The 17,025-nt window shown below is 70.5% G+C and carries 14 protein-coding genes; 5 read left to right on the forward strand and 9 right to left on the reverse strand.

Going from position 1 to position 17,025, the window contains the following annotated elements; all coding sequences use genetic code 11:
- Window positions 1–6 precede the first annotated feature (6 nt).
- The 4 genes from I5071_RS22595 to I5071_RS22610 all read right to left on the reverse strand — a co-directional run bounded on the left by I5071_RS22595 (window position 7) and on the right by I5071_RS22610 (window position 5,858).
- The gene (locus I5071_RS22595; RefSeq protein WP_236607595.1) at window positions 7–609 is read right to left on the reverse strand and encodes a YfiR/HmsC family protein; all 603 of its coding nucleotides are present in this window, start codon (window positions 607–609) and stop codon (window positions 7–9) included.
- A gap of 115 nt (window positions 610–724) precedes the next feature.
- Window positions 725–2,137, reverse strand: coding sequence for an ABC transporter substrate-binding protein (locus I5071_RS22600; RefSeq protein ID WP_236607596.1), 1,413 nt, complete (start codon window positions 2,135–2,137; stop codon window positions 725–727).
- A gap of 26 nt (window positions 2,138–2,163) precedes the next feature.
- Window positions 2,164–3,678, reverse strand: a complete 1,515-nt coding sequence (locus tag I5071_RS22605; protein ID WP_236607597.1) for a hypothetical protein — start codon at window positions 3,676–3,678, stop codon at window positions 2,164–2,166.
- 14 nt (window positions 3,679–3,692) lie between these two features.
- Complete coding sequence (locus I5071_RS22610) at window positions 3,693–5,858, reverse strand: TonB-dependent receptor plug domain-containing protein (RefSeq protein ID WP_236607598.1); 2,166 nt, start codon at window positions 5,856–5,858, stop codon at window positions 3,693–3,695.
- A 496-nt stretch (window positions 5,859–6,354) separates the two neighbouring features.
- Between I5071_RS22610 and I5071_RS22615 the strand changes: the two genes are divergently transcribed.
- The 3 genes from I5071_RS22615 to I5071_RS22625 all read left to right on the forward strand — a co-directional run bounded on the left by I5071_RS22615 (window position 6,355) and on the right by I5071_RS22625 (window position 11,173).
- Window positions 6,355–7,797: a cellulose synthase family protein gene (locus I5071_RS22615; RefSeq protein ID WP_236607599.1), complete on the forward strand. Its 1,443-nt coding sequence runs from the start codon at window positions 6,355–6,357 to the stop codon at window positions 7,795–7,797.
- A gap of 105 nt (window positions 7,798–7,902) precedes the next feature.
- Window positions 7,903–10,224: a hypothetical protein gene (locus I5071_RS22620; RefSeq protein ID WP_236607600.1), complete on the forward strand. Its 2,322-nt coding sequence runs from the start codon at window positions 7,903–7,905 to the stop codon at window positions 10,222–10,224.
- Between the two features lie 82 nt (window positions 10,225–10,306).
- Window positions 10,307–11,173, forward strand: a complete 867-nt coding sequence (locus I5071_RS22625) for a DMT family transporter (protein WP_236607601.1) — start codon at window positions 10,307–10,309, stop codon at window positions 11,171–11,173.
- Here the strand turns inward: I5071_RS22625 and I5071_RS22630 are convergent, their stop codons facing one another.
- Complete coding sequence (locus tag I5071_RS22630; protein ID WP_236607602.1) at window positions 11,174–12,070, reverse strand: PPK2 family polyphosphate kinase; 897 nt, start codon at window positions 12,068–12,070, stop codon at window positions 11,174–11,176.
- 43 nt (window positions 12,071–12,113) lie between these two features.
- Here I5071_RS22630 and I5071_RS22635 point away from each other — a divergent pair, with 43 nt between their 5' ends.
- On the forward strand, window positions 12,114–13,271 hold the full coding sequence (locus I5071_RS22635) for an aminotransferase class V-fold PLP-dependent enzyme (protein ID WP_236607603.1): 1,158 nt from the start codon (window positions 12,114–12,116) through the stop codon (window positions 13,269–13,271).
- 221 nt (window positions 13,272–13,492) lie between these two features.
- Here I5071_RS22635 and I5071_RS22640 read toward each other — a convergent pair whose 3' ends face one another.
- Window positions 13,493–14,485 carry a DUF7107 domain-containing protein gene (locus tag I5071_RS22640; protein ID WP_236607604.1) on the reverse strand — a complete coding sequence of 331 codons (993 nt, stop codon included), beginning with the start codon at window positions 14,483–14,485 and terminating at the stop codon, window positions 13,493–13,495.
- 204 nt (window positions 14,486–14,689) lie between these two features.
- On the opposite strand from I5071_RS22640, the gene I5071_RS22645 reads away from it, so the two are divergent.
- Entirely contained in the window at window positions 14,690–15,334 is a 645-nt protein-coding gene (locus tag I5071_RS22645) for a hypothetical protein (protein WP_236607605.1), read from the forward strand.
- Here the strand turns inward: I5071_RS22645 and I5071_RS22650 are convergent, their stop codons facing one another.
- Genes I5071_RS22650 through I5071_RS22660 form a run of 3 tightly spaced genes read right to left on the reverse strand, consistent with a single transcriptional unit; the run spans window position 15,335 to window position 17,024 of the window.
- Window positions 15,335–15,814 carry a PaaI family thioesterase gene (locus I5071_RS22650; RefSeq protein WP_236607606.1) on the reverse strand — a complete coding sequence of 160 codons (480 nt, stop codon included), beginning with the start codon at window positions 15,812–15,814 and terminating at the stop codon, window positions 15,335–15,337.
- Complete coding sequence (locus tag I5071_RS22655; protein WP_236607607.1) at window positions 15,811–16,284, reverse strand: PaaI family thioesterase; 474 nt, start codon at window positions 16,282–16,284, stop codon at window positions 15,811–15,813. The genes I5071_RS22650 and I5071_RS22655 overlap by 4 nt, the downstream gene beginning before the upstream one ends.
- Window positions 16,281–17,024, reverse strand: a complete 744-nt coding sequence (locus I5071_RS22660; RefSeq protein WP_236607608.1) for a uracil-DNA glycosylase family protein — start codon at window positions 17,022–17,024, stop codon at window positions 16,281–16,283. Before I5071_RS22660 ends, I5071_RS22655 begins: the two co-directional genes overlap by 4 nt.
- Window position 17,025: the final 1 nt, after the last annotated feature.

Below are 17,025 nucleotides of genomic sequence, written 5' to 3' on the forward strand. Positions count from 1 at the left end.
CGAGCCTCAGCGAATCACTTCGGCGAGCCGCAGCACCGCGGCATCGAGGCGCGCGCCTTCCGCCTCGACGGCGGGAAGGTTGATCACCAGGCGCACCTGCGAGCCGTCCGCGACCAGCCCGACCCCGAGCCCGCCGCGTCGCACGCCATCGCTCTCCGACGTCATCGAGAGCGTGCGCGCCTCGCGCGCCGCCTGCGAGATCTGCTGCGCCGCGCCGCCGAGCCCACCGCACACGAAGATCGCGGTCGCGCCCGCGCTGCGCGCCGCTTGCACCAGGCCCGCACGATCGTGGTACGCGTGCTCCACCGCGCGCGCCTGCATGTTGCTCACGGTGGTGCGCGCACCGAGCGCGTTGAGCGCCGTCACGATGCGCGATCGCTCCGCCTCCGACGCGCCGTTGCCCGGCTGGTAGACGATCAGCACCGCGACTCGGCCGTTCGTCGCACGCTGCGCGAGGTTCCGATCGTACGAGAGGATGCGGAGGATCAGCGCCGCCTCGCGCGACGCGTCCTGCGCCTCGGCGACCGAGCGCAGCGCGGAGGGCACCGTCGCGACGGGCATCACCGAAGCGAGGAGCACGATCAGGAGCGTGGCGGCGAGCTTCCTCATCCGATCTCGAGATGACGATGGTAATCGCGGCGAGGGGCGCGACGAGCGAAGACGTGAAGGTGCACGCGTCGATTCACGCGCACCAAGCCACACACGATCGCGCGCGCGCCCACGATCAAATCAGCCCCTCGGCGCGCCAGCGCTCGTAGATCGGCGCGATCTGGTCCTCGGCCCACTGCACGGCCTGCTCCGACGTCATCTCGCCGTTCGCAGCGCGCAGGAACATCTGGGGCACGATGCCGCTCGCGAGCACCTCGCCGACCGCCGGATTCGCCGCACCGGGATATCCGACGTTCGTGCTCCACGACTCCGCGTCCGTGAGCAGCGAGAGCTTGTTCGCCGGCTCCGACTCGAAGGGATCCTGCGCGAGCCATCCGTCGTCGCCCGTGAGCTGCGGCGTCGTGCTCGGGAACGCAGGCAGGTTGTAGAGCGCCGAGTTGTAGACGACCTCGTTGTAGTGCTCGACGAGGTGGAGCATGAAGTCCTGCGCGGCGTTCGGGTTCCGCGCGTGGCGCGCGACCATCATCGACACGTTCGCGTGCGCACCGACCAGCGCCGTCGCCGGCCCCATGAGCGCCCTGCCGAAGAAGATGTCGGCGGCGGTCGCGGGCACGTTCGCCTGCGCGGTGCGGTACGCCGAGATCGAGTTGATGATGTACGACGCGCGCCCCTCGACGAGCGCGATGTTGTTGTCCGCCGCGCCCCACGCGAGCACCTCGGGCACCATCGTGTCGGCGTAGAGCTCGCGCATGAACTCGACCGCGGCGATCGACTGGGGCGAGTTGATCACGACCTCGGCGTTCGCGCTCTGCACGCTCGCGCCGTACGACCAGAGCAGCGCGCGGCACGCCATGTTCGCGTCGGGATCGGTGCCCGCCAGGCCGATGCCGACGTGCACGTTCATCGCGGCCTTGATCTGACGACCACCCTCGAGCAGCTGCTGCCAGGAGCTCGGGCCCTGCGGCATCCCCACGCCGCTCCACAGCGAGCTGCGGAAGTTCGCCGGGTCCGGCGCCCACCCGTGGTTGAGCGCGTAGAAGTTGTTCGTGCGCGGGTTGAAGCAGCTCTGACGACACAGCGGGATCATCGTCCCGTGGCGCGCCTCGAGCTCCGTCATCATGTCGTTCAGCGACACCACGTGCGGCTCGAGATCGGCCTGCGGCGTCGGCCACTCGTAGAGGTCGTGGCCGGTGCCCGACTCCATCTCGGCCATGAACGTCGGGCGCACCATGTTGAACGGCACGCGCTCGACGACGACCTCGACGCCGTTCGCCTCGCCCCAGGCGCGCGCGAACGTGTCGAACCACACGTCGTGCCCGGGCACGAAGTGCGTCCACCCGAGGATGCGCAGCTGCGTCTCGCGACGTCCTGCGTCGGGCGTCGTCATCGGCACGTCGTCGTCGCCGCCGCACCCGATCAGCGATCCGAGCCCGCTCGCCGCGACCCCCGCGGCCCCTGCCGCGCTCGCGCTCGTGCGCAGGAACCCACGGCGCGACAGCGGCGATCGCGCTCCGTACTTCTTCGCCATCGTTCCCCCTCCCCTCGTGCGCGACATCAGAGCCCGCACGCCCCTTCGATGACCGCGCAGCCCTCGGGATCCGCGACGCACCCGAACGTGCGTTGATCCACGAAGCGCGCGCCCTCGACGCGGTAGTGCACGAAGTTGTTACGGACGTCGCCCGCTGCATCGAAGTCGACGGGGCCCGACGCGCCCTCGTACTCGATCGGCGTGCCCTCGCGGATCGCGCGCACCGCGTCGGCGAAGCCCTCGGGGCCCGCGACGATCGTCGTCGCTGCTGCATCGCCCGACGACACGCGCGCGAGCGCGTCGCGCACCGCGGTGCCCGCGACCTCCGCGTTCGTCGCGGGATCGGTCTCTTCGATCGCGATCAGCGTCGCGAGCATCAGGGCCATCGCCGCGTCGTAGGTCTGCGCGTCCCAGATGCCGGCCTCGTGACCGATCTCGTCGCGCATCGACTCGGCGAACGTGCGGCCCGAGGTCTGGCAGTTGTCGAGCACCGCGTGCGAGACGCCTTCCTGACCGTCGGTGTCGAAGCCCACGAGGCGCACCAGCGTCGTCTCGTGGCGCCAGTTGTGGTGATGGAGGAACGGCATCGCGCGCACCTCGTCACCGGCCTGCACGTACGCGCGCGTGATCGACGCCGCGAAGAGCGGGAACGTGATCTCGACGATCGCGTCGGGCTCTCCGTCGATCACGAAGTCCGGCAGCGGCTCGCCGGGGCGCGACACGCCGGGGTTCACCTCGGGCTCCTCGTTGCGATCGTCGGTGAGCGCCGCGAGATCCGCGTCCCATCGATGCGTGTTCGCGTCGATGTCGGGCGCGTGCCGCACGATCTCGAGGCGGAGCCCGCCGCGGATGAAATTGCCCATCGGATCGATGAGCGGGTAGTTCCGATCGCGCGCGCGCTGGATGCCCTCGAAGAAGCCGTTCCCGAACTCGTCGTCGACGACGTAGAACGCGACCTTCCACACGCCGTCGCCGTTCGTGTCGCCGCGATCGCCGAGCGCGCGCGCCGCGTGCAGCAGCGCGACCGCCTCGGGATCGGAGTCGGCCGCGGTGCGCCACACCCAGTGATCGCGATCGCGCATCGCCTGCTGCCGCACGAAGTCGGGATCGGCCGCGATCGGATCGCCGAGCTGCGGCGACGTGCACGCCATGCACACGATCGGCACGCCCACGTCGTCGGCCTCGGCGTCGTAGCTCGTGCCCGCGATCGCCAGCACGTCCTCGGTGGTGTCGGTGATCAGCCCGGCGACCGCGTGCGCGCGCGTCATCGCGAGCGCGCGCTCCATCGCGACGCGCGGCACCCCGCTCGAGTCGCTGAAGCGCAGCTCGAAGCGCAGATCACGATGACCGCCGGCGAGCTCGAGCCCGCGGTTCGCGTGCGCGATCGCGAGCTCCGCCGCGTCGCGCCACTGCGGGCGCGCGTTCGATCCCGTCTGATCGATCACCGCGCCGATCGTCACCACGTTCGGCCCGGCGCGCGGCGGATCGTCGGGCGCACACCCGAGCGCGAGCGCGACGGCGATGACGGTGGACCAGCGCATCGTGCCCTCCCGCATCAGAAGACCTGCCGGAGCTCGATCCACATCGTCCGGCCCTGGCTCGGCAGGTCGTACCCGGCGAAGTAGGGCTCGGAGTAACGCGTATCGAGCAGGTTGCGGATCGCGACGACCACGCGCGTCTCGCTCTCACCGAGGAAGCGCAGACCGACGGTGCTCAGCGTGAGATCGACGAGCGCGTAGGGATCGAGCGTGTACGCGCGCCCGTCGTTGAGCAGCGTGTTGCTCTGCGTCGCGCCGCGCTCTCCCGCCCAGCGCACGCCCGCGCCCGCGCGCAGGTGGATCTCCGAGATCGTCACGTCGAAGCCCGACGCGCCGAAGATCGACGGGAACTGCGGCGGCGGACGCGTCGCGAGCCCGTCCTCGCGCACCTGCACGGCGCCGGTGAAATTCGTCCACGCGCTCAGTCGATCGATGTTGAGGCGCGCGCTGAGCAAGAGGCCCATCGAGGTCGCCTGCGTCTCGTTCACCGCGACGAAGTCGGTCGCGAGCTGGTTGAAGACGATGCGATCCGCGACGCTCTGCACGTAGAGCCCGGCGTCGATCGCGAGCGCACGCTCGAAGAGCTCGAGGCTCGCGATCGCCTCGGCCCCGGTGACGACCTGGGGCCGCAGCGGCGGCACGCCGAGCACGTTCACGTCGAAGTTGCCGAGGACGTTGTTCGCGATGCCGAAGCCGCCCTGCGCGAACATCAGCACGCCCGACGGAGTCTGGAACGCCTGTCCACCGACGATCTTCGTCGTGAGCTCGGGCGACCACTGGTAGATCACGCCCGCGCGCCAGCTCACCTGCGCCGGGTACTCGATCGGTCCGTAGCGGATGAGATCGACGCGCAGATCGCCGGTGAGCCGCAGCCCCGGGAGCTCGGTCGGCAGCGGCACGCTCGCGACGCCGAGCGAGACGCCGAAGTCCGTGATCGTCTGCTCGCGATCGGTCGTCGGCGAGATCAGATCGATCGTCGCCGGCGGCTCACCGCCCGCGCCCGGCGCGCTGAAGGTCTGCCGGTAGTAGAGGATGTCCTCGAGATCGACGAGCAGATCCGCGGCGATGCGGAACGAGAGCTGACGACCGAGCGGCGAGACGACGACCGCCGCGCTCGCGTTGAACGCGTTGTATCCGAACTGCGGGCGCCACGTCGCGTCGTGGTTCTGCGAGAGCGCGAGGCGCATGTCGCGCGTCGGTGCGCCCGTCGAGTACCCGACGTCGATCGTCGTCGACACGAGCTCGGACCACTCCGCCTCGTGGCGCAGATCGATCCAGAAGTTGTCGATCGCGACGCGGCTGCGATGCGAGAGCACCGAGCTCACCTGCAGCTCGCCCATCGAGTCGAGCCGCTGCACGCCGCCCTGCAGCGTGAAGCGACCGTACGCGCCGCGGATGCCGCCGAGGTGCACCTGCGCGAAGCCGCTCATCGGCGTGCTCATGTCGCCCTGGGTGCGGTCGGCGAAGAGGAAGCGATAGCGCTCGAGCGTCGCGTCCTGCGAGACGAACGTCGGCGTGATGCGCAGCCCGCTGCGATCGATCCAGTCCGCGGAGAAGCCGAGCACCACGCCCCAGTCGGCGCCGCCCTGGATCGTCGCGGCCGAGAGACCGAAGCCCGGATTGCCGCTCGTGAGGAGGAAGCGTCCCGCGGCCTCGGTCGTGCTCTGCCCCGTCGCGTCGCGCGTGATGACGTTCACCGTCGCGAGGAACGCGTTCGCGCCGTACACGGCGGAGAGCGGGCCCTGCACGATCTCGACGCGCTCGATCAGCTCGATCGGGATGAACTCGGAGCCGAGGAACGCGGTGAGATCGGGGAGGAACCCGACGGGCACGCCGTTGATCATCACGCGCACGATGCGCGTGCCGGCGCGCAGACCACCGGTCACGCCGCGCACGCCGACCGAGGGCACGACGAGATCGTCGACGACGTAGATGCCCGCTTGCGAAGCGAGCGCGTCCGCGACGGTGCGCCATCCGTTGCGTGTGAAGTCCTCGCGACGGATGACGACGACGTTGCCCGACGCGACGACGCGCTCCTCCGCCTCGCCGCCGCTCGACGTCACCACCGGATCGAGGAGCAGCGACTCGAGATCGAAGTCCTCGATGGCGAGCGCATCGGGATCCGACACTGCGCTCGACTCCGACGCAGCGCTCGACTCCGACGCGGCGCTCGAGTCCGACACTGCGTCCGAGTCCGACACTGCGTCCGACTCCGACACAGCGCTCGAGTCCGACACGGCGTCCGACTCCGACACTCCACCGGACTCCGACGCACCCGCATCCGACTGCGGTGCCTCCTCGACCGGCGCGTCCGACGATCCGCCCTCGACGGAGGCCGCGGTATCGCCCTGCGGTGCCTCGACTTCGTCTGATCGCTGCGCGCGAACCGCCGTCGGCGCGCCGACGATCATCGACGCGGCCACGAGGGCCCGGGCGCACCCTCCGAATCGCACCAGGTCCCTCCCGCGGCGCGACACTCAAGATGCAACGTTCTTCCAGGAACGTATCCCAGCACGGGGTACGGGATCCATCCAAAAATACACGCTCACGAAACAATCTCCCGATGCGGTCTTGACGCTCTACACACCGCAGAACCATTCGAGATTTTCCATGACGCACTGCGACAGAGCACGACCATTGAGTACAATTCGGTGACAATCGACGTGGTACCCAGGCCGCGTGGAAATCGCGGTCATCGCTCTGTACATGCTCGTGCTCGGTGTCCTCGCCGTGTACGGGTTCCACCGCGGGCAGCTGCTCTTCCTGTACTGGAAGCACCGCCACCAGGCGCCACGCCCGGCCTCGAAGTTCAAGGAGCTCCCCGTCGTCACGGTGCAGCTCCCGATGTTCAACGAGATGTACGTCGCGGAGCGACTGCTCGAGAGCGTCGCCGGCATCGACTACCCGAAGGACAAGCTGGAGATCCAGGTCCTCGACGACTCGACCGACGAGACCCGCCAGATCGCGAAGGCGAAGGTCGAGGAGCTCGTCGAGCGCGGCTTCGACGCGGTCTATCTCCACCGCACCGATCGCAGCGGCTACAAGGCGGGCGCGCTCGAGGCCGGCGTGAAGGTCGCGAAGGGCGACTACCTGCTCGTCTTCGACGCCGACTTCGTCCCGACGACGTCGATCGTGATGGACCTGATCCACCACTTCAGCGACCCGACGGTCGGCATGGTGCAGGCGCGCTGGGGCCACCTGAACCGCGACTACTCGATGCTCACGCGCGTGCAGTCGATGATGCTCGACGGCCACTTCGTGGTGGAGCACATCGCGCGCAATCGCTCGGGCCGCTTCTTCAACTTCAACGGCACCGCGGGCATCTGGCGCAAGGCTGCGATCGTCGACGCCGGCGGCTGGCAGCACGACACGCTCACCGAGGACATGGACCTCTCGTTCCGCGCGCAGATGCGCGGATGGCGCTTCGTCTACGTGCCCGACGCGCTCGCGCCGGCCGAGGTGCCCTGCGAGATGAACAGCTTCAAGTCGCAGCAGTTCCGCTGGGCGAAGGGCTCGGCGCAGACCGCGAAGAAGCTGCTCCCGGTGGTGCTCCGCGCGAAGCTGCCGTGGAAGATCAAGCTCGAGTGCATCTTCCACCTCACGAACAACTTCGCGTACCTCTTCCTCGTCATCCTCGCGATGCTGCAGCTGCCGAACATGATCCTGCGGCAGCAGATCGCGCGCCCCGAGCTGCTCCTGCTCGACGTGCCGCTCTTCGCGCTGACCAGCGGCTCGATCGTGCTCTTCTACCTGACGACGCACCGCGCGCTCTACGGCAACCTGTGGGAGGCGGTGCGCCGTCTTCCGCTGATGATGGCGCTCGGCATCGGCCTCTCGCTCAACAACGCGCGCGCGGTGGTCGAGGGTCTCTTCGGCGGTGAGAGCGAGTTCGTCCGCACGCCGAAGCACGGCGTCGTGAAGAAGACCGAGAGCTGGACGAAGGCGAAGTACCGCGCGGGCAAGAACCTCTTCTCGTGGCTCGAGTTCGGGTTCGGCCTCTACTTCGTCGCGACGATCGCGCTCGGTGTGGTGATCGGCGCGTGGGCGAGCATCCCGTTCCTCGTGCTCTTCATGGTCGGCTTCCTGTACGTCGGCGGACTGAGCCTGTACCAGGCGCGCTGAGCGTCGGATGATCGTTCGAGCGCGGGCGCGTTCCTCCGGGGCGCGCCCGCAGTCGTTCCGTCGCTTCGTGTGACGGTTCACCCCCCGCTCCGACAACCAAGGAGCATGGCCTTCGTCGCTCGGTGGGCTTGGCTTCTCCTGCTCGTGGGCTGCTCGCTGGCGCACGAGCGCGGGATCGGGGACGACGCCGGCGCGCTGCCGTTGGCCGACGCGTCGATCCCACTCGACGCACGCGTCGAGGTCGTCGACGCGGGACGCGACGCCGGTCTCGTCGTCTCGATCGAGTGCGACGATCTCGACCCTTGCACGGTCGACGGGCGCTCCGGGGGCGTGTGCGTCTCGCGCGCCGCGCCCGACGGAACGCTCTGCGACGACGGCGACGCGTGCACACTGGGCGATCGCTGCGCAGCGGGACGTTGTCGGGGCGGCGGCAGATCGACCGGGCCCGCGGAGCTCGTCTCGGTGTCGTCCCCGGCGTTCCGCGGAACGGCGCTCGGCGTGGGCGACGATCGCTTCGTCTTCTTCCAGCCGGCGCCATCGGGCACCGACGTGCTCCTCACGCGCGGCACCGGCGATCGGCTCGATCCGCTCGACGAGCTGCACCTCGCGCAGCCGGGGATCCGCGCGGCGTTCTGGCTCGGCGCGGAGCTCGTCGCGTACACGACGGGACAGCACGCGGGCCTGCTCGAGCTCACCGGCGATCGCCTCGTCGCGCGTGGAGAGCTCCACCTCGACGGCATCCTGTCGGCCAGCCACTTCGCGGCGATCGGGACGAGCCTGCTCGTGTGCACGTCGGAGAACCTCTTCGGCACGCCGCGCGAGCTGCGTGTCTACGACGCGCGCGACCGCGCGGTGCTGGTGCCGCGCGGCACGATCACGATCCCCGGCGGCTGCCACGCGCTCGCGGCCTCGAGCGATCGGGCGCGCGCCTACGTCTCGACCGGCACCGACACGCTGATCGTCTCGCCGACCGGCGCGGTCGAGGGCTCGCTCGGTGTCGCGTCGCGCGCGGTGCACGTCGGGGGTGGATTCATCACGCTGGCGACGTCGGACCGCGCGCTGCTGCTGCGGGAGGCCGACACGGTCGAGGTCGCGCGCGTGACCGGGCGCGTGTTCGCCGCGCGCTTCACGCGCCGTGGCTTCGAGGTGATCAGCGACGTGCGCACCGCGGGCATCACCCAGCGCACGATGACGTTCTACGACGTCGATCCCGGCGCGCCCGATCCGCTGACCGTCGTGTCGACGGAGCCCCTCGCACAGCTCGATGCCGCGACCGCCGCGGAGGCCACGCGCTGGGCGAGCCACGACGACGCGCTGCTCGAGGGCCAGCGGCTCTTCCGGCTGGGCACGACACCGCCCTTCCTCGACGAGATCCGCGACCCGCGCCGCTTCTGGCCGGGCTGGCTGCGCGCCTCGGGCACGACGATCTTCCTGCGCGACGATCACAGCGCGATCGCGATCGACGCGAGCGATCCCGCGGCGCCGCGCACGATCGCGGGTGGCGAGCTGCCGGCGGGGCCGTGGGTGACGATCGAAGTGCCGGATGCGGGCGAGATCGGGCTCTACGGCGCGCGCGGCTGGTGGCCGACGGCGGCGCGGCATCGACCGCGTGCGCTCGGGACGGAGCAGCTCGCGCAGGTGGACGTCGTGGTGCGCTCGTTCGACGCGGCGCAGCGCCCGACCGATCACGCGACACGCTCGCTCGGTGACGCGAGCGATCTCCACGCGACGTACCGGCACCTCTACGCGCTCGAGCGCGACGCGACCGGATCGCGCGTGCGGTTGCGTCGCTGGGCCGCCGAGCAGCTGATCTCGGGGCCGATCGAGCCGCAGCTCCTGCACGAGATCGTCTCGCCGGCGGGCGATCGCATCGAGGTCGTCGCGCGCGCCCACGACGACGACGCGATCGCGTTCGCGACCACCGCGACCGTCGGGACCGCAGACCTCCACTGGGTCGTGCTGGACGAAGGCCGCACGCTCGCTCCGCTGCGGCTCGACATCGAGGTGCACGACATCGCGGTGCACGGTGATCGCGCGGTGGTGATGGGGTGGCACGCGGACCCTGCCGGCACCGGGAGCGATGCGCTCGTCGACGACGTGGTCTTCGTCACGATCGAGCATCGCGGCGACACGCTGATCGAGCTGAGCCGCACGAGCTGGACGACCCCGCGGACGTCGCGCCTCAGCATGCTCACGCCGATGCAGCTGCTGCGCTTCGACGGCCGCGTCGTGTACGCGCAGCACCCGTCGGGCACGCCCGAGGAGGCGGGCCCGGTCGTGATCGCGCTGCGCGCCGATGCGCTCTCGCAGCGCATCGCGTACCCGCTCGCGAGCCCTGCGCCGATCTGGTCGGCGAGCGAGAGCGACGTCGGGCTCGTGCTCGGCGGGCCCGCGGGCGTCGTCGTCGCGCGTCCGTGGTGCCCGTAGCGGATCGATCGCTCGACGAGAAGGTCGCTGCGGCCCAGAGTCCGTGCACGTCGCGGGGCGGGCGGCGCGGACGATCCTTCTCGTGAAGCAGTTCCTCAGCCCCGGCATCCGCGCGATGATCCTCAGCGCGCTCGCGTTCAGCGTGATGAGCGCGCTCGTGAAGCTCGCGGGGGAGCGCCTCTCGAGCGTGCAGATCACGATGGTGCGCGGGATCGTCACGCTCGCGCTCTCGTGGTGGGCGGTGAAGCGCGCGGGGATCTCGCCGTGGGGCAACGATCGCAAGTGGCTCGTGATGCGCGGGCTGCTCGGGTTCGTCGGGCTCCACTGCTACTACTTCGCGGTCACGCGCCTGCCCCTCGCGGATGCGACGGTGATCCAGCTGACGAACCCGCTGATGGTCGCGGTCGCGGCGGCGATCTTCCTGCACGAGCCGCTGCGTCGCAGCGATCTCGCGGGCATCGCGCTCGGGCTCGGCGGCGTGGTGCTGGTGTCGCGCCCGACGTTCCTCTTCGGCGGAGACGAGCGCGCGCTCGATCCGGTCGCGCTCGCGGTCGCGGTGCTCGGTGCGATCGTCGCGGCGTCGGTCTACGTGGTGGTGCGCAAGCTGCGCGCGACCGAGCATCCGCTCGTCGTCGTGCTGCAGTTCCCGATGCTCACCGTGCCGCTCACGCTGCCGCTGGTGATCCCGGTGTGGCAGTGGCCGACGCCGTTCGAGTGGCTCGTGCTGCTCGGCGTCGGCGTGTTCACCCAGATCGGTCAGGTGAAGATGACCGAAGCGCTGCACCTCGAGCCCGCCGCGCGCGCGACCGCGGTGAGCTACGTGCAGATCCTCTTCGCAGTGATCTTCGGGGTCGTGCTCTTCCGCGAGACGCCGACCGCATGGACGCTCGCCGGTGCGACCTCGATCGCGATCGGCACGGCGATCGTGGCGCGCCCGCGCGCCACGTGATCACTCCTTCGCGAGCTCGGCGACCGCGTCCTGCATCTTCTCGCGCTCGGCGTCGGTGGCCGCGGGGTACTGCGGATCGATCGCCTCGAGCGTGCGCACGATGATGTCGGCGACCGTCGCGCGCATGAACTTCTTGTCGTCGGCGGGGATCGCGTACCACGGCGCGCACGGGCGCGAGGTCGCGTTCAGCGCGTCCTCGTACGCGCGCATGTAGTCCTTCCAGCGCGCGCGCTCGCGGATGTCGGCGGAGCTGAACTTCCAGTTCGCCTCCGGATCGTTCACGCGATCGAGGAAGCGCTTCTTCTGCTCGTCGCGCGAGACGTTGAGGAAGAACTTCACGATGGTCGTGCCATTGCGCGCGAGGTGGTGCTCCCACGCGCGGATCGACTCGTAGCGCTCGTCCCAGAGCGTCTCGAGATCACCGGGGAGCTCGGGCAGCCGCTGGCGATCGAGGTACTCGGGGTGCACGCGCACCACGAGCACTTCCTCGTAGTGGCTGCGGTTGAAGATGCCGATGCGACCACGCTCCGGCAGCGAGCGCTGCACGCGCCACAGGAAGTCGTGATCGAGCTCGAGCTCGCTCGGCTGCTTGAACGACGTGACCTCGACGCCCGCGGGGTTCACGCCGGTCATCACCGCCTTCACGGTGCCGTCCTTGCCCGCTGCGTCCATCGCCTGGAAGATGACCAGCAGCGAGTGGCGATCGCCCGCCATGAGCCGCGCCTGCAGCTTGCGCATGCGCTCGATCGACGCGACGAGCGCGTCACCGTTCCCGTTGCCGTCGCGCTTGGACTTCGGCGGCTTGGTCGGCGTGTCCTTGATGCGGAAGCTGCCATCGAAGGGAACGAGGAACTCGCTCGGCACGGCCTCGACGAAGCGGGTCTTCTTCTTGGGCATGGGCACCACGACGGTACCAGACCGTGCGCTAGAGTCCTTGCACGTGACTGCGATCGATCCTCTCGCGCTGCGCGCGCACTACACCCACTTCGTCCGGCCGGGTCGCATCCTGCTGACCGGGCACTCGCACCAGGCGTGGCCCGACGTCGCGCGCGACGCGCAGCTACGCGCGTTCGACGATGCCGCCGAGCTCGTCGACGACAAGTGGGAGCGCGCCTTCGAGGCGGCGGAGTCCGTGCGAGCCGCGGTGGCGGCGCGGATCGGCGCGCGCGCCGACGACATCGCGCTCGGCGCGAGCACGCACGAGCTCGTGACGCGTTTCCTCTCGGCGCTCGATCTGCGCGCGCGCCCGCACGTCGTGACCACGAGCGGCGAGTTCCACTCGATGCATCGCCAGCTCGCGCGGCTCGCGGAGGCGGGCGTCGAGGTCGAGATGGTGCCGTGGGCGCCCGTGTCGACGCTCTCGGCGCGGCTCGCGGCGGCGGTGCGTCCGACGACCGCGGCGCTGATGGCGTCGAGCGTGCTCTTCGAGACGTCGAGCATCGTCCCGCACCTGCACGTCGCGATCGAGGCCGCCCATCGCGCCGGCGCGGCGGTGCTGATCGACGCGTACCACGCGTTCGGCGTGGTGCCCTTCACGGTGGGCGAGCTCGGGCCCGATCCGATCTTCGTCACGGCGGGCGGGTACAAGTACGCGCAGTGGGGCGAGGGCAATTGCTGGCTGCGCGTGCCGCCCGGCAATGCGATGCGCCCGATCGCGACCGGCTGGTTCAGCGACTTCGCGAACCTCGCCGCGATGCGCAGCGGCGGTGCGATCGGGTACGGCGCGCGCGGCGCGGATCGCTTCGCGGGGTCGACCTACGACCCCACGAGCCACTATCGCGCGCGCGCGGTGATCGACTTCTTCGACGCGCAGGGGCTCACGCTCGCTCGGCTGCGCGCGACGTCGATCGCGCAGACCGAGCGCATCATCGCGGGGCTCGACGGGCTCGAGGTGCTGACGCCGCGCGAGCCGAGCGCGCGCGGTGGGTTCGTCGCGGTGCGGGTCGCGAACGCGAACGACGTGGTGAGCGCGTTGCGCGCGCGCGGCGTGCTCACGGATGCGCGCGGCGACGTGCTGCGCCTCGGGCCCGCTCCGTATCTCGGCGACGACGAGATCGACACCGCGCTCGCCCAGCTGCGCGACGTGCTTCGGGTATGAGAGCGGAGCGAATCGGTGGGAGGGAGGCTCCGGCCGATTCACTCGGCTGGAGGGAGGGTCTGGCGGACAGACCCTCCGGCAAGAAAGGGAAGAGCACGAATCAACGCAAGTGATTCATGCTCTGAAAAGGACGACGGCCGCGGTCGATGGCGAATCGACCGCGGCCGTCTAGGAGGGAACGGGACGGGAACGAAGGGAACGGAACGAACCGAACGAAGGAATCAGCGGCAGATGCCGTCGACGCAGCTCTGCCCCGCGTCGCACTCCGAGGCCGCCGAGCAGTCGCTGGTCGCCTCGTTCGTCGTGTAACAGAGCAGCTCGATGCAGAAGGTCAGCTGCTCGTCGAAGCGGCGGCAGTCGGTCGCGTCCTCGCAGGGCGAGCGGCACACGCCGTCGCGGCACACCGCGCCCTCGGCGCAGTCGGCGTCGCGCGAGCAGATCGGGCGCGGGCGATCGTCGACGCGGCATCGGCCATCGGGACCGCAATAGCGACCCTCACCGCACTGCTCGTCGCTGGTGCACGCGTCCCAGCAGCGACCGTCGATGCACACGTCGCCCGAGGGGCACTCCGCGGTCGTCGTGCAGTCGTCGTTGCCGGGCTGCTCGACGCAGAAGCCGTCCTCGCACACCGCGCCGGTCGGGCACGGCGTCGTCGCGTCGCATCCGATCGTGCAGTGCTGGTCGACGCAGATGCGACCCGGACCGCACTCCGACGAGAAGCGGCAGACGTCGTCGGGCGCGCGGCACTCGCCGTCGACGCACACGCGACCCGCCGAGCAGGGGCGCGTCTCGTCGCAGGTCGGCGTCGTCGTCGGGACGCACGAGCCGTCGATGCACACGAGGTCTTCGCCCTCGCCCTCGAAGCGATCGCAGTCCGAGTTCACCGTGCAGGTGCACTCGATCGACGCGGTCGGGCCGGTCTCGGTCGGGCCCACGCAGAACCCGCCCTCGCACACGGTGCCGCGCGCGCAGTCGGCGGACTCTTCGCAGGTCTCGGTGCAGCCGAGCGAGGTGCACGAGGAGCCCGACGCGCAGTCGGCGTTGCACCCGCAGTCGCCGCGGTCCGGCGGATCGACGTCGCGACAGCCGAGGCCGTCGCAGTAGTAACAGCCGGTCTCGTCGCAGTAGTAGTCTTCCTGGGAACATCCGCCCAGGAGCGCGAACGTCGCGGCTGCCGCCAAGCCGAGCAAGATCGCGGAACGGGTCCTCGCCACGTGGCACCTCCCCCGCGCGGTCGCACCGCGACGGGCTGACGGTCGTTTTACCAAGAAGCGCGCCAACGTGTCGCCGTCGCGGATCGCCGATGATCCGCGAGATCTCGGGGCGCCGGACGCGCGAATGAGTGGACGCGTGTTCACACCGGGGCGCGTGAACCGGCATGACTTCGCACGGTCCGCACCGCGCTACGATGCGCGCGCGTGCGGCCCTTCCCCCTCGTCCTCGTACCCATCCTCGCGCTCGTCGGGTGCGGCGGTGCGACGGCGACGGCGATCGATCCACCCGAGCCCGCGGTGCGCGCGTATGCGGAGGCCCTCGCGCGCGGAGACGCGGCCGGCTCGTACGCGATGGAGCTCGAGACCGCGCATCGGGATCGCGACGTCGGCGCGCAGCGGGCGCGCTTCGAGGACGCGCGCGGGGAGCTCGCGGAGGTCGGGCGCGCGCTCGCGAGCGCACCGGCCGAGGCGACGCGCGCCCATGCGCGCATCGCGCTCGCGAACGGCGAGACCGTCGTGCTCGCGCGCGACTCCGACGGTGGGTGGCGCATCGAGGGCGGCGTGCTCGGGGTGCCCGCGCTGGTCGAGCCGCGCGACGCGGTGATCGCGCTGCGCAGCGCGCTCGCGCGCCGTGATCTGCGCGGCATCGAGGAAGTGCTCGCACAGCGGACGCGCGCGGCCTGGGAGGCCGAGGTCGCGCGCGTGCTCGAGCAGACGGACGACGAAGACGCGCTGCGGGTGACCGTCGACGGCGAGCGGGCGTTCGTGCGCACGCCGGGAGGGATCGAGATCGAGCTCGCGCGCGAGGGCGAGGAGTGGCGCGTGGTCGACGTGCGGCCCGCGCCGTGATCAGTCGGCGTCGCTGGTGTCGCGCGCGACGAGCAGGTGCACCACCGCGGTCGCGATGGGGCGCGACTCGTCGGCTTCCTGGAACGCGCTCACCGAGACCACGACGACGCGCTTGCCCTGGCGAACGATCGACGCGCGGCAGAGCGTGTCGACGGGGCGCCCCGAGCGCAGGTAGTCGATCGTGAACGTGATGGTGCGCGGCAGGACGATCTCGTCCTCCTCGCGCCAGAGCACGTCGAGGATCGCGGTCGACTCGAGCAGCGCCGCGATCGTCCCGCCGTGCAGCGCCGGGATCGTCGCATCGCCGATGAGCGACTCGTCGTAACGCAGACGACCGCGCACTCCGTCGCCCTCGAGCTCGATCTCGAGGCCGAGGAACTGCGCGTACGGGATCGCCGCGACGAGCAGGCTCGGATCACGCGCTTCACGCGCGCGCTGGAGCAGGCCTTCGAGCGCAGCCGGAGACAGCGTCGCGGTCACGGCGATCCGTCCTTCTTGGGCTTGCGCGCCTTGCGCGCGAACGTCGCGGCGACCGACGCGATCGGATCGTTCGCGTCGTGCACGTACGCGGTGCCGCGCACGAAGCAGACGTGGCGCGTGATCTTGAAGCAGTGTGCGTGGGCGATGACGTCGCCACCCGGGATGGCGGGCTTGAGATAGTCGATGCGCAGGTCGAGGGTCGCGATCGGCGAGGGACCTCCGAGCGCGATCATCGTCGCGAAGCCGCACGCCGCGTCCATCAGCGACGAGATCGCACCGCCGTGCAGCACGCCCGTCGCAGGGTTGCCGACGAGCTTCGCGTCGTAGGGCAGGCGCATCCACACCTCGCTCGCCGCGTAGTCGATCACCTCGAGGCCGAGCGCGCGGTTGTGCGGGATGCGGGCCTGCATGCCGTGCGTCATCACCGCGCAGACCTGCGCCTTCTGATCGGGCGGCACGTCGAGCGTCATGCGTTCGCTCCCTCGAGCTCGATGCCGAGCTCGCGCAGCTGGCGGTCCACGTTGCCCGCCCAGTCCTTGTTCGCCGCGGGGCTCGCGGGGCTCGGGTGCAGGATGCAGCCGATCGTGATCGGAGTCCCCTCTCCGAGCGTGCGGTGCGCGCGCTGCTCCGCGAACCCACCGACGCCGACCACGAAGCGCGGCCGCAACGTCTCGACGATGCGGCCCAGCGCCTGGTCGCACGCCGCGAAGAGCGGCTCGCGCTCGCTCGCGCGCAGCTTGTCGGGCGTGAGGTTGCGGCTCGACGCCTCCATGAAGACGAGCGGGCACCAGTTCCACACGAAGAAGCGATCGAAGAAGCGCTCCGCGGTGCCGAAGCGATCGCGCGCGAAGCCCCAGAAGCGCGTGCCGCTCACCTCGCTGCGCGGGCACGCGAAGCCCTGCACCAGGCGCTGCGGGTGCTGCTTCTTGGGGCGCGACACCTCGCCGGTGATGCCGAGGAAGTCGCGCACCATCGTCACGTCGCCGAAGGGCACGCCGGTCTGCGCCATCCCGAACGGGCCCGGGTTCATCCCGAGCATCAGCACCTCGCGCGGCGTCTTGGCGCCGTAGCGCTCGAGGTAGGCCTCGTGCGGCGCGCGCGCGTACTCGAGCGGGTTGTAGACGTACGCCACGGGATCGCCGAACGAGAGCCGCGAGACCTTCTTGCCGAGCTCGCGGCTGATGCGGACGAGCGGCGAGATCGTCGCCATC

Origin of the sequence: Sandaracinus amylolyticus, assembly GCF_021631985.1 — a bacterium.
Lineage (GTDB): Bacteria > Myxococcota_A > Polyangia > Polyangiales > Sandaracinaceae > Sandaracinus > Sandaracinus amylolyticus_A.